Origin of the sequence: Pseudomonas fluvialis (assembly GCF_014207935.1) — a bacterium.
GTDB lineage: Bacteria > Pseudomonadota > Gammaproteobacteria > Pseudomonadales > Pseudomonadaceae > Aquipseudomonas > Aquipseudomonas fluvialis_A.
In genome coordinates this window covers 43,678-63,880 of sequence record NZ_JACHLL010000004.1, presented here as the reverse complement: position 1 = coordinate 63,880, position 20,203 = coordinate 43,678, and the positions used below count along the sequence as shown (strand labels likewise).

The window sequence follows — 20,203 nt, the reverse complement described above, 5'->3', positions numbered from 1 at the left end:
ACCCATGACCCACGTGCTGGATAACCTGGTGGCCCTGCTCAGCCTTGAGCAGATCGAGGAAGACCTGTTTCGCGGTCTCAGCCAGGACCTCGGCTTTCGCCAGCTGTTCGGTGGCCAGGTGCTTGGCCAGTGCGTCTCGGCGGCCAGTCAGACGGTGGAGGAGGCGCGCCATGTGCACTCGATGCACGGCTACTTCCTGCGTCCCGGCGACGCCACCATCCCGGTGGTCTATCAGGTCGAGCGCATCCGCGACGGCGGCAGCTTCAGCACCCGTCGGGTGACGGCGATCCAGAAGGGCAAGCCGATCTTCAGCTGCGCCGCCTCGTTTCAGTACGACGAGGAAGGTTTCAACCACCAGCCGACCATGCCCGAGGTGCCGGGGCCGGACGAGTTGAAGTCGGAAACCGAACTGGCGCGCATGGTCGCGCCGATGATTCCGGAGCGCATGCGCGAGCGTGCCACCAGCGAAAAGCCGATCGAGATTCGCCCGGTCACGCTGATCAATCCCTTCGCGCCCAAGCCCTGCGAGCCGGTCAAGCATGTCTGGTTCCGTGCCGCCGGTAACCTGCCCGACGAGCCGCAGCTGCACAAGTTCCTGCTGGCCTACGCCAGCGACTTCAACCTGCTGACCACCTCGATGCAGCCCCACGGCGTGTCGGTGTTCCAGAAGTTCATGCAGGTGGCCAGCCTCGACCATTCCCTGTGGTTCCACGCCAACCTGCGCATGGACGACTGGCTGCTGTACAGCATGGACAGCCCCTGGTCGGGCAATGCCCGCGGTTTCTCCCGTGGCAGCATCTATAACCGCGCCGGCCAACTGGTGGCCTCGGTGGCTCAGGAAGGCCTGACTCGCCTGCGCGAAGACTGGAAATGACCCCTGCCGCGCTGCGTGACCGTCAGCACTGGGTGTTCGACATGGACGGAACCCTGACCCTGGCGATTCACGACTTTCCGGCGATCAAGCGTGCTTTGGACATCCCCCAGGAGCACGACATCCTGGCGCACCTGGCGCAGCTGCCGGAGGATGAGGCGGCGGCCAAGCATGCCTGGCTCCTGGCCCATGAGCGCGAACTGGCCCTGGCCGCGCAGCCGGCGCCGGGCGCCCGTGAACTGGTGCAGACCCTGTATCGGCGGGGTTGCCAGCTGGGCATCCTGACCCGCAATGCCCTGCCGCTGGCCGAGCTGACGCTGGAGGTGATTGGTCTGCGCGAGTGCTTTGCCGAAGCGGCCATCCTCGGCCGTGACGAAGCGCCGCCCAAGCCTGATCCGGGTGGCCTGCTGCACCTGGCGGCCCACTGGCAGGTGCCCAGCAGCCGTCTGGTGATGGTCGGTGACTACCGCTATGACCTGGAGTGCGCGCGCCAGGCCGGAGCCTGCGCAGTGCTGGTCAACCTGCCGGAGAACCCCTGGCCGCAGCTGACCGACCTGCATGCCGGCAGCTGCGCCGAGTTGCTGGCGCTGCTCTGATCAGGGCCGGATAAAGGGGTCGCAGGACTTCGGGTCACCCGACGTGAAGCCCAGTTTGAGCGCATATTCACGCTGGCTTGAGGTGCCGTGGCTGATGGGTTCCGGCCACTGGCTGGTGCTGTCCTGCTGCAGGCGGCTCTGGGTCACCACATTCGCGGCGATCAATGCGGGGCCCAACTGTCGTTCCTCCAGCCAATCCAGGCGTTTGCGGGCATAGCCGGCCCACACCCCGGTGAAGCAGTCCTTGAGCAGGTTGAAGCGCAGCTTGAGTTCGTCACTGTCCTTGCCCTTGCCGGCAATCTGCTGGGCTATTTTGAAGTGAGCATAGAGCCCCGTCTGAGCGCTGGCGTGCTGACTCACGGATCGCATGATCAGGTAGGCCTGGGCGACGGCGCCTTCTGCCGGGTAATCCGCCTGCAGTTGCTGCAACTGACCGAGGTCGATGTACAGGGTCTTGTTCTTGCTGCAGTAGAAAGTGCCGCTCGCCTTGGTTGGGGCGGTACAGGGGTTGCTGACGCTACCTTCGAACAGTTGGCTCTGCGGTTTCTTGTAGACCTGATCGGCACGCGCCATCAGCTCTCCCAGCACATTTTCGCTGCTGAGCAGCACGGCCTGTACCAGTTGGCGGCTGTCGCTGGGTGGGACAATCGGCTTGGGCTTTTCGACGGGCGCCTGCGCGGTGCTGGGTGCCGGGATGGCTGGCGTGGTCTGGAGCATGGCGAACAGTTCTGGGCGCAGCTTGAACAGTAACGCCGCACCGATCAGCAGCAATATCACCAGGCCCAGCAGCAGTTTGAGGAGGATTCCGCCCTGCTGGCGCGGGGCGGAAGGGCAGCCATGCAGGCTGGGCGAGACGGGCATACGGCAAACCTTGTGCAGAGGGTTATCGCTGCAGTGTTGCCTTTCGTCGGACGCCCGGCAAGTGGGTATGTATCAGGGGTAGCTCTGCACCACGCTTTCCTGGCCCTGACGGTCGAGACCGATCACCTCGTAGCGGTCCTGACGGCCGGTTTCCATGCCGGGCGAGCCGTGTGGCATGCCCGGTACGGCCAGACCTGCCAGCTCGGGCCGCTGCTTGAGCCCGAGAATATCGCGGGCCGGCACATGGCCTTCGACGAACTGGCCATTGATCACCCCGGTGTGACAGGAAGCCAGACGTGGCGGCACGCCGAGGCGGGCCTTGACGGCGCCCATGTCGGCTTCCACGTGATCGTTGACCTTGAAGCCGTTGTTCTCAAGGTGTTCGATCCAGGCCTTGCAGCAACCACAGTTGGCGTCGCGGTGGACATCAATCACCGGGGTTTCGCCGGCCTGGACAGTGGCGCTGAGCAGCAGCGTGGCAAGCAGTAGTGATCTCATGGTGAGCCTCCAGCAAAAGCAACAGGCTACGTGGCCTTCGCGTTCAGTTGAAGACAAGGACTGTTGCAGGATATGGCCTTGCTCAGGGCAGCTGTCCGGCGCTCAGCAGCAATTCACCGCGGGCCAGCAACTGAACCTGCCCGCCGACCCTGACCTGTCCGTCAGCGCTGACCTGAACGTCGAGCTGGCTCGGGCGTCGCAGAAAGCGTCCCTGATGGAGGCTGAACGGTTCGCCGCTCTGGTTGAGCCCGCGAGCCACCCGCCAGGCGGCGACGGGGCCAGCGGCACTGCCGGTGGCGATGTCCTCGATGACGCCCTCGGGGTCCCAGGTCCGGCCTTCGGCGGCGTCCACATCCATCAGAAAGACGAAGGCGGCGCCCAGCTCATCGAGCAGCGGTTGCATGTTTTCCCGCTGTCTGGCGTTGGCCAGCCCGGTGCTGCTGACTGGCAGCAGCACATAGGGCAGGCCGGTGCTGACCACCTGAGCCGGGTGACGACTGTCATGCTCACTGCCAAAGGCTTCCGCCAGCCAGCGGGCCTGCTGAGAGCTCAGCACCGCGCCGAATTCGGCATTGCCCTGATTCATTTCGGTGTAGAAGCCTGATCCGCGCCGCTGACTGCTCAGGGGGACCGTCTTTTCGCGAAGCTCCAGCTGCCAGTGGCTTTCGTGCTGTTCACCTGCATGCAGATGATGCAGCAGCGCCGCCGCCCCGAGCAGCGGGTGGCCGGCGAAGGGAAGTTCCTCCTCGGCGGTGAAAATATGCGCGCGGAAACAGTCCGCACTGGCGGTCGGCAGGAGAAAGATCGACTCGAACTGGCGCAGTTCAATCGTCAGTGCCTGCATGGCGCTGGCGGAAAGCCCGCGGGCATCGGCGAAGGCAGCCAGGCCATTGCCGGCCAGCGGCCGCTCGGCAAATACATCCAGTTGCCAGTACTGCATGGGTCAGCGCTCCGTAAAGAAAAGTGGCTACTGTAGCTCAGGGCGGTGGTAGGCGTTTGGCGGATTTGCCCCTATGCTCGCCGGAGACTTTCAGGGGGATTGCCGATGCTGTGGACACGTGTGTTTCTCGGGGTTCAGGCCCTGACGCTGGCCGGTTTCGGTCTGGCCTATTTCACCCAGCCCGAGGCCATGGCCAACCTCAGTGGCATGCTGCTGATGCAGAGCGCGGCGGTCACCGATGTGCGGGCTTATTACGGTGGTCTGCAGTTGGGCCTGGCGGCCTGGCTGGGGCTGGCGCTGCTGCGTCCGAATCTGCAGGAGGCCACCTGGATGCTGCTGGTGCTGCTGTATGGCGCCCTGGCGCTGGCGCGTGTCGGCGGTTTGTGGCTGGATGGCGGCGCGCAGCAGACCTTCAACCTGGCCGCGTTGCTGTTTGAAGCTGTGTCGGCGGCACTGGCGTTTCTCTGCCTGCGCCAGGCCGAGGCCCGCGCGCAGGTCTGAGCGCCTGAACCAGGCGTTTAGCGGCGGGCGGGGAAGTCGGCGAGGATCTTGGCGACGCCGCGGTCGAAGTTTTCCTGGGACATATCGGGGTTGTGCAGCTGGCGGCTGATATTGGCTTCGTAGAGCACGGCCTTACTGTGGGCATCGAGGATGCGCAGGACCAGGCGGGCGCGCTCTTCCTCGGTGGTCAGCGTCTGGGTGTAGGTGGCGCCCCCCACCTGCACCGGCTTGAGTTCGACGCCACTTTCCTTGCTCAGGCCCAGGGCATAGATCACCTTTAAATCACCCTGGTCCAGCCGCTGATAACCTTTGGTTTCCAGGGCACGGACAACGGCCGTGGTGAAGCGTTGTTCCAGGTCCAGCCGGTGTCCCGGCGCACGGATGGGCGCCACACTGAAACTCTGGTACTGCGCGGCACTGGCCTGCGGTGCGACCTGAATGGCTTCGTTGGCGGGCGTGCTGCAGCCGGCGAGGGCCAGCAATACAAGGGCGGGAGCAAACAGGCGGGCGATCAGCATGGGCGGATTCCTGGCAGAGAGTCCGCTCATGTTAGCGACTGACGGCATGCCATGGCGCCGAACTTGCGAAGGGCGCACGGCAGAGGCCGGTAACACCGCCGGGGACGCAGGGCCCCGGGCGGTGACAATGCCTAGGGTCTGTTGCCGTTTCGGCACAGCCGCGACGGAGCCGCTTTTTGCGCACGGCAAGGCGCGAGATGCGAAGTTTAGCCAGCTAAATGAGCCATCGAGCAACACCGCGGTGCGCAAAAAGCGGCCCGTCCCTTCGGGTTGCGCGGCAAATTGCGCCAGGCGTCGTTGCAGGACTTGGCAAGGGAATGACCATTGCCGGCGTCCTACGCCTAGCTTGGCGCCATTTGGCGCGGCAACGCGGTTTGCGCCGAAATGGCAACAGCCCCTAGCCTCAGGCGCCGAGCAGGCTCTGCCCGCACACGCGCATGACCTGCGCGTTGAGGGCGCCGGAACTCGGTTGGGCGAACCAGGCCACGGCCTCGGCCACGTCCTGCGGCTGGCCACCCTGGTTCATCGAGTTCATGCGCCGGCCGGCTTCGCGAATGGTGAAGGGGATGGCCGCCGTCATCTGGGTTTCGATAAAGCCCGGCGCCACGGCGTTGATGGTGATGCCGCGCTTGGCCAAGGTCGGCGCCCAGGCCTGGGCCAGACCGATGACGCCGGCCTTGCTCACCGCGTAGTTGCTCTGGCCGAGGTTGCCAGCAATGCCGGAGATCGAGGCGATCAGCACGATGCGGCCGTTGTCATTGATCTTGCCGGCATCCAGCATGGCCTGGGTCAGCACCTGCGGAGCCTTGAGGTTGACGTTGATCACCGAGTCCCAGAAGGCATCGCTCATCTTGGCGATGGTCTTGTCGCGGGTGATACCGGCGTTGTGCACGACGATATCGACCCCCTCGGGCAGCGCTTCCAGCAGTTGCGCCGGGGCATCCTCGGCGCAGATGTCCAGCGCCACCGCCTGGCCACCCAGGCGGGCGGCCAGGCCCTGCAGCGCTTCCTTGGCCGGCGGCACGTCGAGCAGGATCACCTCGGCACCGTCACGCGCCAGCACTTCGGCGATGGCCGCGCCGATACCGCGCGAGGCACCAGTGACCAGGGCCTTCTTGCCAGCCAGCGGGCGGGTCCAGTCCTTGACCTGTTCACTGGCCGGGGTCAGGCGCAGCACCTGGGCGGAGACATAGGCGCTCTTGGGCGAGAGGAAGAAGCGCAGGGCGCCTTCCAGCTGGTTTTCCGCGCCCTTGGCCACATACAGCAGCTGCACGTTGCCGCCGCGGCGGATTTCCTTGCCCAGCGAGCGGGTGAAACCTTCCAGCGAACGCTGCACGCTGGCGGCGACCGGGTCCTTAAGCGATTCCGGGGCGCGGCCCAGCACCACCACGCGCGGGCACTTGCCCAGGCCCTTCATGGCCGGCTGGAAGAAATTGCGCAGCTCGATCAGTTGCTCGAATTTGGTCAGGCCGCTGGCATCGAACACCAGAGCCTTGAGTTTCGGGCCGTGCTCGGCGGTCCAGCGCTTAAGGCCGAAACGGCCTTCGACATCGGCGTAGCTCTCGTCGGTCAGCTTGTTCAGCACGCCGCTGGCGGCTTCGGCCAGGCTGCCGTCGCCGCCGAGCAGCAGGGCGCCATCCACCGGGCGTGCCCGGCCGGCCATCCAGCGCTCCAGGCGTACCGGTGCCGGCAGGCCGAGGGAGCCGGCCAGGCGGCGGCCGAAATTGGAGTTGACGAAGGCAAGGTAACGATCGGACATGGACTGGCTCCCGTGGTGCAGGGTTCGAAAAGTGTCGCCACTCTACGCATGCCGGGCGATGACGCAATTGACCGCGCTGCCTGGCGCCCTGGCAAGGCGGCCAATGCGGCGATTCGGCCAGACGCTAGCCTGTGCGCCACTGGCAACAGCCTCAACTTCAGGAGCACTCCATGGCCCAGCTGCGTCGGGTCGCCATCGTCGGCGGCAACCGTATTCCCTTCGCCCGTTCCAATACCGTGTACGCCACGGCGTGCAACCAGGACATGCTGACCAGCGCCCTGGATGGTCTGGTCGAGCGCTTCAACCTGCACGGCCAGCGCATGGGCGAATTCGTCGCCGGGGCGGTGCTCAAGCACTCCCGTGACTTCAACCTCGCCCGCGAATGCGTGCTGGGTTCGCGCCTGTCGGCCGAGACCCCGGCCTACGACCTGCAGCAGGCTTGTGGTACCGGCCTGGAAGCGGCACTGCTGGTGGCCAACAAGATTGCCCTGGGGCAGATCGAATGCGGCATCGCAGGCGGCGTGGACACCACCTCCGATGCGCCCATCGGTGTGCACGAAGAGCTGCGCCAGATTCTGCTCGAAGCCAACCGTGGCAAGACCACCAGCGACAAGCTCAAGACCCTGCTCAAGGTACGCCCGCGCCACCTGGCCCCGGCTATCCCGCGCAACGGCGAGCCGCGCACCGGCCTGTCCATGGGCGAGTCCTGCGAACTGATGGCGCAGCGCTGGGAAATCCCGCGTGACGAGCAGGACGTACTGGCCGTGACCAGCCACCAGAAGCTCGCCGCGTCCTATGCAGAAGGCTGGCACAGTGACCTGATCACCCCGTTCCGTGGCCTGACCCGCGACCAGAACCTGCGTCCGGACATCAGCCTGGAAAAGCTCAAGACCCTCAAGCCCTGCTTCGAGCGCAGCGCGCGCGGCACCATGACCGCGGCCAACTCCACGCCGCTGACCGATGGCGCCTCGGTGGTGCTGCTGGCCAGCGAAGAGTGGGCCAAGGCCCGTGGCCTGCCGATCCTCGCCTACTTCAAGGATGGCGAAGCGGCCGCCGTGGACTTCGTCAAAGGTGACGAGGGCCTGCTGATGGCGCCGGCCTATGCCGTACCGCGCCTGCTGGCGCGCAACAAGCTGACCCTGCAGGACTTCGACTACTACGAGATCCACGAAGCCTTCGCCGCCCAGGTGCTCTGCACCCTCAAGGCCTGGGAAGACGCCGACTACTGCAAGACCCGCCTGGGCCTGGACAAGCCGCTGGGCGCCATCGACCGCAGCAAGATGAACGTCAAGGGCAGCTCCCTGGCCGCCGGCCACCCGTTTGCCGCGACCGGCGGGCGCATCGTCGCCAACCTGGCCAAGCTGCTCTCGGTGGCCGGTGAAGGCCGTGGCCTGATCTCCATCTGCGCCGCCGGCGGCCAGGGTGTGACCGCGATCCTGGAGAAGTAATCCAAGGTTCACTGGGCCGCCATGTTGTGTCGGTAGGCGGCCGAGTTCGACAGAGTGTCAACTCCGTGATTGAGGCGGCACTGCGCAAGCAGTGCCGCCTTCTTTTTGCCTGCACGTTTGGGTCAGTTACCAAGCAGCTGGCGCAGGGCGCTTGGAGCCAGGCCGGTCCAGCGTTTGAACGAACGCCTGAAATTGGTGGCGTCGTGGAAGCGCAGATGGCTGGCCACTTCGTCGTTGCTGTAACCCTTTAACTGGTAGAGGTACAGCGCCACCAGCAGACGGATCTGGTCGTGCTGTTCCTGATAACTGGTGCCGTGTTTGTGCAGCTTGCGCTTGAGCGTGGCGGGGCTCATGGCCAGGGCCGCTGCGGCGTGTTCCAGGTTGGGCGCCTGGCGCACATGGCGCAGCAGCCAGCGCTGCAGGGTATCCAGCAGGCTGGCCTGCACACCCAGGGCCTGCAGCTGTTGGCGGGCCTGCTGACAGGCGACCTGGGCTGTGCTCTGTACCGTTTGCGGCCAGGGCCTCGTGAGGCATTCGCGAGGCAGGCGCAGGAGGTCGTAAGGGCGGTTGAAGTGCAGGTCTTCCCCCAGATGCACCCAGTACTGTTCGATCTGCCGCGGCGCGGCCTGGCGGAAGTGAAACTGCCAGGGCAGGTGTTCGCCGCCCAGGCGCCGGCTCATGGCCACCACCGCAGTCATGTTGGCCTCCAGCAGGAACCGGCGTTGCTCGCCCAGCCCGCAGCTGTCCAGCCAGTACAGATAAGCGTGCTGTTCATCCAGCAGCAGGCGAGGGCTGAGCAGTGGCGAGAGCAGGGCGCGCAGCTCGCCCAGCAGCTCCAGCGCCTGTTGCAGGTTGTTGGCCAGGGCCAGTGCCTGGCTGGCGGCGCCGTGATGCCCCGGCAGCAGACGTTGGCCGAACAGGAAGCTGGAGTCGTCGGCCGCCAGCAGGCGTTGGGCGTTGTCGATCAGGACAAGGAACTGACTCGGGCTGATCTGCGTGGTGGCTTGCGCCACATCTTCGAGGAACAGGCTGGTACCACGCAGCAGGCGATGGCTGTCGATGCCGCGCGAGAGGCACAGCTCGATCAGGCTGGCCGGCTGTTGGTGCACGGCAATGCAGCGGGTATCGCACTCATACCAGTGACAGGGCAGGGTCATGTTGGTCTCAGGCGCTCAGGGCCAGTGGTTGCTTGGCCTTGGCCAGGGCCAGGTTGAGGCGCTGGAGGAGGTTCTCGGGGCTTTCCTGCAAGGCCATCACGGTGGCGGTGGTCGCACTCAGGAAAAGCCGTTCACCGTGTTGGCGCGATTTGTGGGCGAGATGGGCAATCGATTGGGCTAGCTCGGTGGCCAGGGTTCTGGCCAGGGTTTCGCCGGTATTGCTCAGGAGCACCACGAAGCGATCGCCGGCCAGGCGGCAGAGCAGGTCCTGATGGCGCAGGTTGAGCAACATTTGCTGAGTCACGGCCTGCAGCACCCGGTCCCCTTCGGCATGGCCGTAGCGCTGGTTGATGCTGTCGAAGTCATCGATATCGATCACCACCAGCGACAGCGGTTGCTGTTCACGGGAACTCTGCGCCAGGCTCAGCTCCAGCTGGCGGCGCAGATAGTCGGCGCCTCCCAGCGGGGTGAGCTTGTCGAACAGGCGGTGCTCGCGGAACAGTCGCTCGCGCTTCTCCATCTGTGCGCTGATGGCCAGTTGTTCGTGGTGCCAGTGGTACAGGCCATAGGTGAGCAGCAGCAGGCCGAGCGGCATCGGCGCCGACTCCAGCCAGTGGTCCCAGGTGATGGCATCGGGTATCTGGATGAACTCGTCGAGCAGGTCCACCCACCAGGAAAAGAACACGCAGCCAAGGCCGATGGCCAGCAGGTTGGTCACCCGTCCGGCTGGCCGGCTCTTGAGGATCAGCCCCAGCCAGGCCAGCGCCAGCAGGGCGGAACCGCCTTCGCCGATCAGATCCAGCCAGACCCATTCGGCCATGGCCTTGAGATCGCCGGCAGCCAGGTGCAGGAGCAGGCCGAGGTTGGCAGCCAGCAGCAGAGCGGTGAGTTTCAGGCGGTGGTGACGCAGCAGATTGGGCATGCCTGCGGGGCTCCTTGATCAGTCTTGGCGCCCAGCTGAACAGAGCCATGTGACGGGCAGGTTGCAGGCGGGGAGGTCAAATCGGCTCAGCCCTTTGCGTGGATTTTTTTGTGTTGCCGCGCATACAGCGCGCCGCTGCTGGGTTGTGGTCCTTGGTCAGGCCGCAGACGTCACTGGCGAGCGGGTCATATCAGCCCATTTGTCCGCCTTGGCCTGGCAAAAGCCCCGGTTTTGCTGGTTTTCACGACATGGCTGTCACAGAAGCGTCATGCCGCCTGCCTAGCGTGCCCTCCCACTTGCCGGGCGATTGCCTGGTCCTGTGACCACTGGGGAGATTCTGCTGATGTTGAAGCGCCACCTGTTGAACCGCCACCTCTTGAAGCCGCGCACACCGGCCCGCCGTGCCGGGCATGCCCTGAGCGCCCTGGCGCTGGCCATTGCCACCAGCGCGGCGTGGGCCGCCGAACAGCCGCAGGCGGCCGGCACCGAGCACGTTGATGTAGTCGGTCAGGCCGTGAGCATGGACAAGGCCATCAAGGAGCAGCGCCGCTCCGACAGCGTGAAGAGCGTGGTCAGCGCCGACGGTGTGGCGCAGTTGCCGGACGAGAACGTGGCCGAAGCGACCCAGCGCCTGCCCGGCGTCAGCGTCGAGCGCGACCAGGGTGAAGGCCGCTTTGTCAGCGTGCGTGGCCTGGGCCCGGACCTCAACAGCGTGACCATCAACGGCACGCTGATTCCGTCGCCCAATAGCGGCACCCGTGCGGTGGCCCTGGATGTGCTGCCGTCCGAGCTGGTGCAGTCGCTGTCGGTGGTCAAGACCCTGACGCCGGACATGGATGCCAACTCCCTGGGCGGTACCATCGAAGTGGAAAGCCTGTCGGCCTTCGATCACCCGGGCCTGTTCTATACCGGCAGTGCCGAGGGCAGCCACGATGACAATACCGGCGAGAACAGCCCGAAATTCTCCGGCGCCGCCAGTGACCGCTTCAGCCTGGGCAGCGGTACCGACAACTTCGGCGTGGCTGCGGCCGCCAGCTGGGGCGAGCGCGACTTCGGCTCGGACAACGTGGAAACCGGCGGCGCCTGGGATTTCGAGGACGGCGCCAAGCTGGAGGAGTTCGAGCAGCGCGATTACGAAATCACCCGCGAGCGCAGCGGTCTGGGCCTGAACTTCGACTACCAGGCCGACGACCTCAACAGCTACTACCTGCGCACCCTGTACAGCCGCTACAAGGACACCGAGACGCGCAATGCCGCCGGCGTCGAGTTTGATGACGCGCAGGCGGCCGGCGAGCTGGGCGACAGCGAAGGCTGGCGTGAGCTGAAGGACCGTGAGGAAACCCAGGAAATCCAGTCCTATGTGCTGGGCAGCGAGCACCTGCGCGGTGCCTGGACCATCAACGCCCAGGCCGGCTGGAGCGAGTCCAGCGAGGACAGCCCGGAGCATATCGCCGGTGCCACCTTCGAGGGTGAAGACGACTTTGCCGACAGCGGCTTCAACGACACGGAAAAACCGCGTCTGAGCATAGGCGAGGCCTTCTACGATCCGGCCAACTTCAGTCTGGACAAGGTCGAGTGGGAAGAGCAGAACACCACCGATACGGAGAAGAACATCAAGCTCGACCTGGCTCGCGACTATGAACTGTCGGGACATGCGGCGCAGGTCAAGTTCGGTGGCAAGCTCAGCCGCCGTGACAAGGACAACGACACCAACGCCTGGGTCTATGAAGACTTCGACAACTACGGCATCAGCGACGATGAACTGCTGCTGAGCAACTTCAGCAAGGGCTCGGTGGATTACGGTCTCGGCCGTTTCGGCAACGGCATCAGCGCCAATGCGGTGGAAGGGCTGATCGGCCGGCTTGATCGCAACGAGTTCTACGACGAGGAACAGTCGCGGGTGAATGACTTCGACATGAGCGAAGACATCAACGCCGCTTACCTGATGCACACCCTGGACGTGAACGACTGGCGTTTCATCGCCGGCATGCGTTACGAGGGCACCGACTTCAAGGCCAAGGGCACCGGTATCGAAGATGGCGATTTTGTCGCCAGCGATGCCAGCAATGACTACGACCACTGGCTGCCTGGCCTGCATGCGCGCTACCAGCTGGACAAGAACACTCAGGTGCGGGCGGCCTGGACCAACAGCGTGGTGCGTCCGACCTTCGAACAGCTGGCACCGGGTTTCGTTATCGACGGCGACGAGGCTGAGTTCGGCAATCCGGGGCTGGACCCGCTGGAGTCGAGCAACCTCGACCTGGGTATCGAGCACTACCTGAACCGGGACGGCGTGGTTTCGGCGTTCGTGTTCTACAAGGACATCGAAAACTTCGTCTACAACACCGACCTGGCCGGCAGCGGGCGCTGGGCCACCTTCGATGAGGCCAAGACTTTCGCCAATGGCGACAGCGCCGACCTGTACGGCCTGGAGCTGGCCTGGCAGCAGAAGTTCAGCAGCCTGCCGGCCCCGTGGAACGGACTGTTGATGGGGGCCAACGCCACGTTCAGTAGCTCCGACGCCAGCATCGCCGATAAGGGCGGCGAGCGGGATATCGACCTGCCGTTCCAGTCCGACAGCGTCGGCAACCTGATGCTGGGCTGGGAGAACGACAAGCTCAGCCTGCGCCTGTCGGCCAACTACAAGTCTGACTACCTCTACGAAGTGGCTGCCGTGGATGACGAAGCCCACGACCTGCACGTGGACGACCAGACCTTCGTCGACTTCACCGCGCGCTACTTCCTGACCAAGGACCTGCAGCTGTCGTTCGAGGCCCAGAACCTCACCGACGAAAGCTATTACGTCTACACCGGCAGCAGTGCCTACAACGCCCAGTACGAGGAATACGGTCCGACCTACAAGCTTGGCCTGACCTTCACCCACTTCTGATGTTGTGCCCCCTCTCCCCGCCGGGGAGAGGGCCGGGGTGAGGGTGCTTGGCTCCCACCCTGTCGACCGTTTTCAGCCTGTGCGCGCGTTGCTCGCCGGGCGCTCGACAAGGATTACCTTTGCAATGAAATTGCTGTTTACCCATACCCTGCTGCTCGCCAGCCTGGCCCTGGCCGGTTGCGACCAGCTGCCGCCGCTGGCTTCCGCCGCCAGCCCGAGCCTGGCCTTGAGCCCCTGGGGCGCCTCGGTCAAGGTCAAGGCCGAAGACCTGCGCTTCGTTCCCGCCGAACTGAGTGGCGGCGCCGACCTGCGCATTGCCGCCAGCGAGCGCAATGGCCTGCTCCTGCTCGATGCTGAAGGCGCCGAGCTGGCGCGTCTTCCCGGCTCCTATAGCGGCCTGGACAGCCGCAGCGCCGGCCAGCAGCTGATCGTCGCCAGCCTGGACAACAGCACCCAGCAGGCCGCCCTGGCCAGCCTGGATGCCACCGGCCGGCAGTGGAGCCGTCCGCAGCTGCTGCCGGTGCGCGACTACGCCATCAGCGGCCTGTGCCTGTACCGCGACGATGTAGCCAACCTCTACCTGTTCCTGATCGGCGAAGACGGCCAGGGCGAGCAGTGGCTGGTCGGCGCCGGCAACCAGCTCAATGCCGAGCCGCAGCGCGTACGTGGCCTGCCGCTGCCGCCCCAGGCCGAGTACTGCCAGGCTGACGATGCCGGCAACCTGCTGTTCGTCAACGAGGAGAACGTCGGCCTGTGGGCCTACCCGGCCCACCCGGAAGCCGATGCCAGCCGTGCACCGGTGGATATCCGCGCGCCGTTCGGCAACCTCAAGGACAGCGCCGGGGCCATGGTCAGCGTGCCCGGCGGGCTGCTGGCGCTGGACCCAGGCGCCGCCGAGCTGCACCTCTACCAGCAGCAGGCCGAGGCCTGGCAACAGGTCGCCAGCCTGCCGCTGGGTGGTCTGGAAGAACCCGAGCGCCTGGCTGTGCGCCTTACCGAAAAGGGCCTTGACCTACTGGTGCAGGATGATGGCGCCGGGCGCATCTATCAGGGCCAGCTGAACTGGCAGCCGGCCGCCGTTGAGCTGCCGCCGGTGTTGCCGAGTATCCCGGCACTGCGCCAGAGCGAGCCGGTCGGCCGCCACGGCGATGCGGCCGACGATCCGGCGATCTGGGTGCATCCACAGCAGCCGGCTCTTTCACGCGTGCTCGGTACCAACAAGAAGCAGGGCCTGCTGGCCTATGACCTGGACGGCAAACTGCTGCAGGAGCTGCCGGTCGGCCGCCTGAACAATGTCGACGTACGCGCCGGCTTCGACCTCGGCGGCACCTCGGTGGATCTGGCCGTGGCCAGCAACCGTGACCACGACAGCATTCACCTGTTCGCCATCGACCGGGTCAGCGGTGAGCTGCGCGAGGCCGGCGAGATCCGCACGCCGATCAAGGAAATCTACGGCATCTGCCTGTTCCAGCCGGCGTCCGGCGAGCTGTATGCCTTCGCCAACGGCAAGGATGGCAGCTTCCTGCAGTACCGCCTGGACGGCGCCAGTGGCGAGGTGAAAGGCGAGCTGGTGCGCCGCTTTGCGGTGAACAGTCAGCCCGAGGGGTGCGTCGCCGATGACCAGCGTCAGCGCCTGTTTCTCGGCGAGGAAGATGCCGGCGTGTGGGCGGTGGATGCCCGCGCCGATGGTCCGACCGAGCTGACCTCGGTGATGCGCGTGGGCGAGGTGCTCAAGGCCGACGTCGAAGGGATCGGTCTCTATCAGGGGGCCGCGCAGGACTACCTGGTGATCTCCAGCCAGGGCAACGACAGCTACGTGGTGCTGGATGCCGAACCGCCCTATGCGCTCAAGGGTGCCTTCCGTGTGGGGCTCAACGGCGCGCTGGGCATCGATGGCGCCTCCGAGACCGACGGCCTGGAAGTCAGCGCGGCCAACCTCGGCGGGCCCTGGGCCGACGGCATGCTGGTGGTGCAGGACGGCCGCAAGCGCATGCCCGAGCAGACGCAGAACTTCAAGCTGGTGCCCTGGAGCGAAGTCGCCCGGGCGCTCGGCCTGGACTGACTGTCATCAGCCGGTAACCGCGACGTAATCGAATAGCACCCATTCACCCTCTCCCCTGGGAGAGGGCCGGGGTGAGGGCGACCCACCCCGCCATGCACAGGAGAACCATCATGCACCCCTCCCTCGAACAGATGACCGTCTGGAGCCTGATCGGCGACGCCAGCCTGCTGGTCAAACTGGTCATGCTCATCCTGCTCGGCGCTTCGCTGGCCAGCTGGTACCTGATCGTCCAGCGCAGCCTGCTGCTGGGTCGCAGCGAGCGCCTGCTGAAGGATTTCCAGAGGCGCTTTCGCCAGCAGAGCGACCTCGCCGTGCTGTACCGCGAAGGCGGCGAAAGCACCGACCGCGATGCCGCGCTGGAGCAGATATTCCGTGCCGGCTACCACGAGTTCGCCCATCTCCGGCGTGAGCCCGGCATCGGCGCCGAGGCGGTCAGCGACGGCGTCGAACGCAGCCTGCTGGTGGCCATCGCCGAGCAGGAAGAACGCCTGGAAAAGGGCCTGCCGTTCCTCGCCACGGTCGGCTCGGTCAGCCCCTATATCGGCCTGTTCGGCACCGTGTGGGGGATCATGAACTCCTTTATCGGTCTGTCCCAGGTACAGCAGGCAACGCTCAGCACCGTGGCGCCGGGTATCGCCGAGGCGCTGATCGCCACCGCCATCGGCCTGTTCGCGGCGATTCCCGCAGTGATTGCCTACAACCGCTTCGCCGCCCGCGTGGCCACCCTCAGCACGCGCTTCTATGCCTTCGGCAACGAGCTGCAGGCGCGCCTGCACCGCAAGCTGCAGTCCGCGCCGGGCATGGCCCAGGCCGCCTGAGGAGAGCCCCATGCGCAAGCCGCAGAACAAGCACGGCCCCAAGGCCGAGATGAACGTGGTGCCCTATATCGACGTGATGCTGGTGCTGCTGGTGATCTTCATGGTCACCGCACCGATGCTCACCCAGGGTGTGAAGATCGAGCTGCCCAAGGTTGCTGCCGAGGCGCTGCCGACCGATAGCCAGCAGCGGGTGCTGACCCTCTCGGTGAAACAGGATGGCAGCTACTACTGGAACCTCGGCAGCGAACTGGACATCCAGAACCAGACCGACAGCGCGGTGAACCTGGACGAGATGCGCGCCAAGGTCGGCGCGCTGATCGCCGCTCATGGCGACACCCAGGTGTATATCCGCGCCGACGGTGGCGCCGACTACGCCACGGTGGTGGCCGGCATGGCCGCGCTGCAGCAGGGTGGGGTGAGCAACCTCGGCCTGATCACCGAGGCGCCGCAATGAGCAGCGCGCTGATGCCCGCGCCCAGCCTGGCCCTGCCGCCACTGCCCAGCGCCGCCTGGCTGCGCAATGTCGGCTCGGCCGCAGTGGCCGTCGGCCTGCATGCGCTGGTGCTGGGTCTGCTGCTCAGCCAATGGCCGAGCGACACGCCCGAGCCGCCCCAGGTGCGTACCCTGACTACCCGGCTGATCAGCCTGGCGCCTCCGGCACCAGCGCCGCCCGAGGTCGTGGTGCCGCCCGCCCCAGCCGTGCCGCTGGAGCCGGTCAAGCCGCTGGAAGCGCCCAAGCCCGATCCGCGCATCCAGCAGCAGAAGCTGGAGCAGGCCGCTTTGGCGCGCAAGCGGGTCGAGGAGCGCAAGCGCGATGAGCAGCGCCAGGTGCAGCAGCGTATTGAGCAGCAACGGGTCGAACAGCAGCGCCGCGAAGCCGAGGCGCGTGAGCAGCAGGAGCAACTACGCCAGGCCGAGCAGCAGGCCCAGGCCGCCGAGCGGGCTCGTCAGGCCGAAGCCGCTGCGGCTGCCAGTCGCCAGTACCTGCCGATCGCCAAGGATGCGCCGGACTACCCCGATCGTGCACTCGACAAGGGTATCGAAGGCGACTGCACGGTGAGCTACCGGGTCAACCCGCAAGGCCGGGTGGAAAACCCGCAGGTCGTTGGCGACTGCCACCCTCTGTTCGTCCGCCCGTCGCTGACAGCGGCCCGCACCTTCCGCTACCAGCCGCGCATCGTCGATGGCCGGGCGGTGGCCGTGGAAGGGGTGAAGAACACCTTCCACTACCGCATCGAATAACCCCGTTCTGTTTTTGGAACCGCCAGCCCACCTCGACCACCCCCTCTCCCTCCGGGAGAGGGCCGGGGTGAGGGCGGCGGGCAATACCGATCCGTAGCCCGGATGCAATCCGGGAATTCACTGCACCTCTATCGAGACCCCGTGATGAGCCAAGAGCACAGCCACTTCCACGAGCGCCTGGAAGCCCACGACGACATCGCCATCAACCCCAGCAGCAACCCGCCATTGGCCGACCTGATCAACCCGGCTAGGCGCAATGTGCTCAAGGGCGGTCTGACCCTGGCCGCGCTGGGCTTCTTCGGCGGCGGCATCAGTGCCTGCAGCAAGGCCGGCGCCAGCCCGCTGCTGGGCTTCAAGGGCGTGCCGGTGCAGCTCGACCCGCAGTTCGACCGCGTGCTGGTGGCCGAGGGTTATCGCGCCGTGCCGTTCTTCTCCTGGGGCGACCCGGTGGAAGCCGGCGCGCCGGCCTGGAACCCTGACGCCAGCGACGACTGGCAGGCCCAGCTCAAGCAGGCCGGCGACAACCACGACGGCATGAACTTCTTCCCCTTCGCGGGCGAGACGGATCGTGGCCTGCTGGTGATGAACCACGAGTACGTCAACCCGCCGCTGCACCCGTCCGGCAAGATCGACCAGAGCAAGCCGCGCCCGCTGGCCGAGGTGCGCAAGGAGCAGGCTGCTCACGGCGTGTCGGTGATCGAGGTGAAGCAGGGCGCCGATGGCCAGTGGCAACGGGTGATGGACTCGCCCTACAACCGCCGCATCAGCATGCTCACGCCGATGCGCATCGCAGGTCCCCTGGCCGGCCACGCGGTGATGAAGACCGCCAGCGACCCGGCGGGGCTGGAGGTGCTCGGCACCCTCAACAACTGCGCCACCGGCGTCACCCCCTGGGGCACCTTCCTCACCTGCGAGGAGAACTGGCCCAACTACTTCATCAACCGCGACAAGGCCGACTTCGAGGCACGCGTTTCGCACAAGCGCTACGGCCTGGCCAAGGAAGGCACCAGCAAGAACTACGCGTGGGAGACTGCCGATCCGCGCTTCGACGCCACGCCCTACGCCGACCAGCCCCACGGCGGCCACGTCAACGAGCCGCACCGCTTCGGCTGGGTGGTCGAGATCGACCCGTTCGACCCGCAGGCGCAGCCGATCAAGCGCACCGCCTTCGGCCGCTTCAGCCGTGAGTGCGCGGCGCTGAGCCTGGGCAAGGACGGGCGCATGGCGTTCTACTCCGGCGACGATGCCAAGGGCGAGTACATCTACAAGTTCGTTCCCGCCGGCCGCTTCGAGGCCGCCAACTCCAAGGCGGCGCGCAACCTGCTGGATGAAGGCACGCTATACGTCGCGCGGCTCGATAAGGATGGCTCCGGCCAGTGGCTGGCGCTGGTGCACGGGCAGAACGGCCTGACCGCCGAGAACGGCTTCGCCAGCCAGGAAGAGGTACTGCTCAACGCCCGCGCCGCCGCCGACCGGGCCGGCGCCACGCCGATGGACCGCCCCGAGTGGGCCGCCGTGCACCCCGCGACCGGCGAGGTCTACGTGACCCTGACCAACAATGACGGGCGCGGCGACAAGCAGGCGCTTGATGCGGCCAACCCGCGCCCGCGCAACCTGCACGGGCAGATCCTGCGCTTCAACGAGCAGGGCGCCGACCCGACCGCCACCACCTTCGCCTGGGAGCTGTTCCTGCTCGCCGGCGAGGCGCGCGGCGCCAAGGACAAGGACGGCAAGGCGGTGCCGGCCAACCTGACCGGCACCATCAATGGCGACCTGTTCTCTTCACCGGACGGCCTGGCCTTCGATGCTGCCGGGCGCCTGTGGATCCAGACCGACTACGACGACATCGAGCCGGCCATGCACAACATGGGCTGCAACCAGCTGCTCTGCGCCGACCCCGCCACCCGCGAGGTACGCCGCTTCCTGGTCGGCCCGCGCGGCTGCGAGATCACCGGCCTGGCCTGGAGCCCGGACGGCAAGGCCATGTGGGCCAATATCCAGCACCCGGCTATCAGCTTCCCGGCCAGCGACGGCAAGACCCGCCCGCGCTCGACCACGCTGCTGATCACCCGACTGGATGGCGGGGTGATCGGCAGCTGAGGCGCTGCTGCCTGCTCAGCACTCGATGATGTTCACAGGCAGACGGTCATGCGGGGCCATGCGTGGAGCGTTGATAATTTCCATTGCAGGCCCCGCATCTGTCATTTGGCAATTGGGTAGTGTCCCGGGGGACCTTTCTCAAGAGGGATATCCGTAGTGCTACGCTTCCTGCACCGAGCTTGCATCTCGTGTGAGGAGGTCGTATGTCTGTCCAGCGCATGCTTGGCGTGGTGCTGCTTCAACTGTTGTTGGGGGTTGCACAGGCTGAATGCACCCGCGACATCCTGGTGCCCTTCAGTGACGTGGGCGTCGATCTGCGGCTGGTCGACGGCAAGCGCGGGGGAATCTCAGTCGATTACCTCGATGAAGTCAGTCGTCGCACCGGCTGCCGCTTTGTCTACATCGATGTGCCGCGCGCGCGGGCCTGGTGGATGCTGGCGCATGCTCAGGCCGATGTCGTTCCTGGCGCCATTCAGGCTGACTGGCGCGATGAGTCGGGTGTGTTTTACGACCAGTTTGTGATGGAAGGTGTCTCCCTGCTCAGTCTCAGGTCGGCCCCTCTGAAACTGGACTCCTCCAAGTCCATTCTTGCTTCCGGCCTGCGTTTTGCCTTTGTCCGCGGGCATGACTATGGGCCGCTGACAGCCGGGCTGGTTCATGTTCTGGAGGCACGCGGGCAACTGGCGCTGGTCAAGGATCCCGGCACCATGCTGCGGATGCTGCAGGCCGGGCGAGTTGATGGCGCCATTGTGATGGCTTCCATTGTCACCACCGAGGCGGAGCAGCTGGGGCTGAACGAAGGCCTGTCCGGACAGGGCATCAATGATCTTGAGTGGGGCACTACCGGCATCTATCTGAGCAAGATCAGCCTGCCAGCGGCTGACCGCGAGCTGCTGGAGCGCACGTTCCGCGAACTTAACGAGGAAGGCTTCTATGTGCGGGGCTACCAGCAGTTGCAGGCTGGCATGCCTGTCTGGGTCGGTGCCGGATTTCGTTATGGGCGCGAGCCGCGCTGAGTCG

At 65.9% G+C, this 20,203-nt stretch carries 18 protein-coding genes; 11 read left to right on the top strand and 7 right to left on the bottom strand.

Features of this window, described 5'->3' with window-relative positions:
* Positions 1–4 precede the first annotated feature (4 nt).
* Positions 5–874: an acyl-CoA thioesterase II gene (tesB, locus tag HNP49_RS11975; protein WP_184683538.1), complete on the top strand. Its 870-nt coding sequence runs from the start codon at positions 5–7 to the stop codon at positions 872–874.
* Positions 871–1,467: an HAD family hydrolase gene (locus tag HNP49_RS11970; RefSeq protein ID WP_184683536.1), complete on the top strand. Its 597-nt coding sequence runs from the start codon at positions 871–873 to the stop codon at positions 1,465–1,467. Before tesB ends, HNP49_RS11970 begins: the two co-directional genes overlap by 4 nt.
* Here HNP49_RS11970 and HNP49_RS11965 read toward each other — a convergent pair whose 3' ends face one another.
* The 3 genes from HNP49_RS11965 to HNP49_RS11955 all read right to left on the bottom strand — a co-directional run bounded on the left by HNP49_RS11965 (position 1,468) and on the right by HNP49_RS11955 (position 3,766).
* Positions 1,468–2,328: a neutral zinc metallopeptidase gene (locus HNP49_RS11965; RefSeq protein WP_184683534.1), complete on the bottom strand. Its 861-nt coding sequence runs from the start codon at positions 2,326–2,328 to the stop codon at positions 1,468–1,470.
* Between the two features lie 72 nt (positions 2,329–2,400).
* On the bottom strand, positions 2,401–2,826 hold the full coding sequence (locus HNP49_RS11960) for a DUF411 domain-containing protein (RefSeq protein WP_184683532.1): 426 nt from the start codon (positions 2,824–2,826) through the stop codon (positions 2,401–2,403).
* A gap of 82 nt (positions 2,827–2,908) precedes the next feature.
* A complete protein-coding gene (locus HNP49_RS11955; RefSeq protein WP_184683530.1) occupies positions 2,909–3,766 on the bottom strand; it encodes a PhzF family phenazine biosynthesis protein in 858 nt (285 codons plus the stop codon).
* 105 nt (positions 3,767–3,871) lie between these two features.
* On the opposite strand from HNP49_RS11955, the gene HNP49_RS11950 reads away from it, so the two are divergent.
* Positions 3,872–4,267: a DUF4345 family protein gene (locus tag HNP49_RS11950; protein ID WP_184683528.1), complete on the top strand. Its 396-nt coding sequence runs from the start codon at positions 3,872–3,874 to the stop codon at positions 4,265–4,267.
* Positions 4,268–4,284: 17 nt separating this feature from the next.
* Here HNP49_RS11950 and HNP49_RS11945 read toward each other — a convergent pair whose 3' ends face one another.
* The gene (locus HNP49_RS11945) at positions 4,285–4,785 is read right to left on the bottom strand and encodes a DUF4136 domain-containing protein (RefSeq protein ID WP_221445216.1); all 501 of its coding nucleotides are present in this window, start codon (positions 4,783–4,785) and stop codon (positions 4,285–4,287) included.
* A 403-nt stretch (positions 4,786–5,188) separates the two neighbouring features.
* Positions 5,189–6,544, bottom strand: a complete 1,356-nt coding sequence (locus HNP49_RS11940; RefSeq protein ID WP_184683526.1) for a 3-oxoacyl-ACP reductase — start codon at positions 6,542–6,544, stop codon at positions 5,189–5,191.
* 170 nt (positions 6,545–6,714) lie between these two features.
* Between HNP49_RS11940 and HNP49_RS11935 the strand changes: the two genes are divergently transcribed.
* Positions 6,715–7,992 (top strand): acetyl-CoA C-acetyltransferase, encoded by a 1,278-nt coding sequence (locus HNP49_RS11935; RefSeq protein ID WP_184683524.1) that lies wholly within the window; start codon positions 6,715–6,717, stop codon positions 7,990–7,992.
* A 122-nt stretch (positions 7,993–8,114) separates the two neighbouring features.
* Here HNP49_RS11935 and HNP49_RS11930 read toward each other — a convergent pair whose 3' ends face one another.
* Together HNP49_RS11930 and HNP49_RS11925 are read right to left on the bottom strand one after the other, a co-directional pair.
* Positions 8,115–9,149, bottom strand: coding sequence for an AraC family transcriptional regulator (locus HNP49_RS11930; protein WP_184683523.1), 1,035 nt, complete (start codon positions 9,147–9,149; stop codon positions 8,115–8,117).
* A 7-nt stretch (positions 9,150–9,156) separates the two neighbouring features.
* Positions 9,157–10,071, bottom strand: a complete 915-nt coding sequence (locus HNP49_RS11925) for a GGDEF domain-containing protein (RefSeq protein ID WP_184683522.1) — start codon at positions 10,069–10,071, stop codon at positions 9,157–9,159.
* A 343-nt stretch (positions 10,072–10,414) separates the two neighbouring features.
* Between HNP49_RS11925 and HNP49_RS11920 the strand changes: the two genes are divergently transcribed.
* From HNP49_RS11920 to HNP49_RS11890, 7 genes are all read left to right on the top strand, one after another.
* Positions 10,415–12,961: a TonB-dependent receptor gene (locus HNP49_RS11920; protein WP_184683521.1), complete on the top strand. Its 2,547-nt coding sequence runs from the start codon at positions 10,415–10,417 to the stop codon at positions 12,959–12,961.
* 124 nt (positions 12,962–13,085) lie between these two features.
* Positions 13,086–15,023 (top strand): phytase, encoded by a 1,938-nt coding sequence (locus HNP49_RS11915; protein WP_184683520.1) that lies wholly within the window; start codon positions 13,086–13,088, stop codon positions 15,021–15,023.
* Positions 15,024–15,133: 110 nt separating this feature from the next.
* Positions 15,134–15,841 (top strand): protein TolQ, encoded by a 708-nt coding sequence (tolQ, locus tag HNP49_RS11910; protein ID WP_184683519.1) that lies wholly within the window; start codon positions 15,134–15,136, stop codon positions 15,839–15,841.
* A gap of 10 nt (positions 15,842–15,851) precedes the next feature.
* A complete protein-coding gene (gene tolR / locus HNP49_RS11905; protein ID WP_184683518.1) occupies positions 15,852–16,295 on the top strand; it encodes a protein TolR in 444 nt (147 codons plus the stop codon).
* A complete protein-coding gene (locus HNP49_RS11900) occupies positions 16,292–17,083 on the top strand; it encodes an energy transducer TonB (protein ID WP_184683517.1) in 792 nt (263 codons plus the stop codon). Before tolR ends, HNP49_RS11900 begins: the two co-directional genes overlap by 4 nt.
* A gap of 144 nt (positions 17,084–17,227) precedes the next feature.
* Entirely contained in the window at positions 17,228–19,183 is a 1,956-nt protein-coding gene (locus tag HNP49_RS11895; protein ID WP_184683516.1) for a PhoX family phosphatase, read from the top strand.
* Positions 19,184–19,386: 203 nt separating this feature from the next.
* Complete coding sequence (locus HNP49_RS11890) at positions 19,387–20,199, top strand: ABC transporter substrate-binding protein (protein ID WP_184683514.1); 813 nt, start codon at positions 19,387–19,389, stop codon at positions 20,197–20,199.
* Positions 20,200–20,203 lie beyond the last annotated feature (4 nt).

Coding starts and splice junctions, on each gene's coding strand:
- HNP49_RS11955 (WP_184683530.1), bottom strand. CDS start 3,766: ATGCAGTACTGGCAACTGGATGTATTTGCCGAGCGGCCGCTGGCCGGC.
- HNP49_RS11960 (WP_184683532.1), bottom strand. CDS start 2,826: ATGAGATCACTACTGCTTGCCACGCTGCTGCTCAGCGCCACTGTCCAG.
- HNP49_RS11900 (WP_184683517.1), top strand. CDS start 16,292: ATGAGCAGCGCGCTGATGCCCGCGCCCAGCCTGGCCCTGCCGCCACTG.
- tolQ (WP_184683519.1), top strand. CDS start 15,134: ATGCACCCCTCCCTCGAACAGATGACCGTCTGGAGCCTGATCGGCGAC.
- HNP49_RS11935 (WP_184683524.1), top strand. CDS start 6,715: ATGGCCCAGCTGCGTCGGGTCGCCATCGTCGGCGGCAACCGTATTCCC.
- HNP49_RS11945 (WP_221445216.1), bottom strand. CDS start 4,785: ATGCTGATCGCCCGCCTGTTTGCTCCCGCCCTTGTATTGCTGGCCCTC.
- tesB (WP_184683538.1), top strand. CDS start 5: ATGACCCACGTGCTGGATAACCTGGTGGCCCTGCTCAGCCTTGAGCAG.
- HNP49_RS11895 (WP_184683516.1), top strand. CDS start 17,228: ATGAGCCAAGAGCACAGCCACTTCCACGAGCGCCTGGAAGCCCACGAC.
- HNP49_RS11915 (WP_184683520.1), top strand. CDS start 13,086: ATGAAATTGCTGTTTACCCATACCCTGCTGCTCGCCAGCCTGGCCCTG.
- HNP49_RS11930 (WP_184683523.1), bottom strand. CDS start 9,149: ATGACCCTGCCCTGTCACTGGTATGAGTGCGATACCCGCTGCATTGCC.
- HNP49_RS11965 (WP_184683534.1), bottom strand. CDS start 2,328: ATGCCCGTCTCGCCCAGCCTGCATGGCTGCCCTTCCGCCCCGCGCCAG.
- HNP49_RS11940 (WP_184683526.1), bottom strand. CDS start 6,544: ATGTCCGATCGTTACCTTGCCTTCGTCAACTCCAATTTCGGCCGCCGC.
- HNP49_RS11925 (WP_184683522.1), bottom strand. CDS start 10,071: ATGCCCAATCTGCTGCGTCACCACCGCCTGAAACTCACCGCTCTGCTG.
- HNP49_RS11890 (WP_184683514.1), top strand. CDS start 19,387: ATGTCTGTCCAGCGCATGCTTGGCGTGGTGCTGCTTCAACTGTTGTTG.
- HNP49_RS11950 (WP_184683528.1), top strand. CDS start 3,872: ATGCTGTGGACACGTGTGTTTCTCGGGGTTCAGGCCCTGACGCTGGCC.
- tolR (WP_184683518.1), top strand. CDS start 15,852: ATGCGCAAGCCGCAGAACAAGCACGGCCCCAAGGCCGAGATGAACGTG.
- HNP49_RS11970 (WP_184683536.1), top strand. CDS start 871: ATGACCCCTGCCGCGCTGCGTGACCGTCAGCACTGGGTGTTCGACATG.
- HNP49_RS11920 (WP_184683521.1), top strand. CDS start 10,415: ATGTTGAAGCGCCACCTGTTGAACCGCCACCTCTTGAAGCCGCGCACA.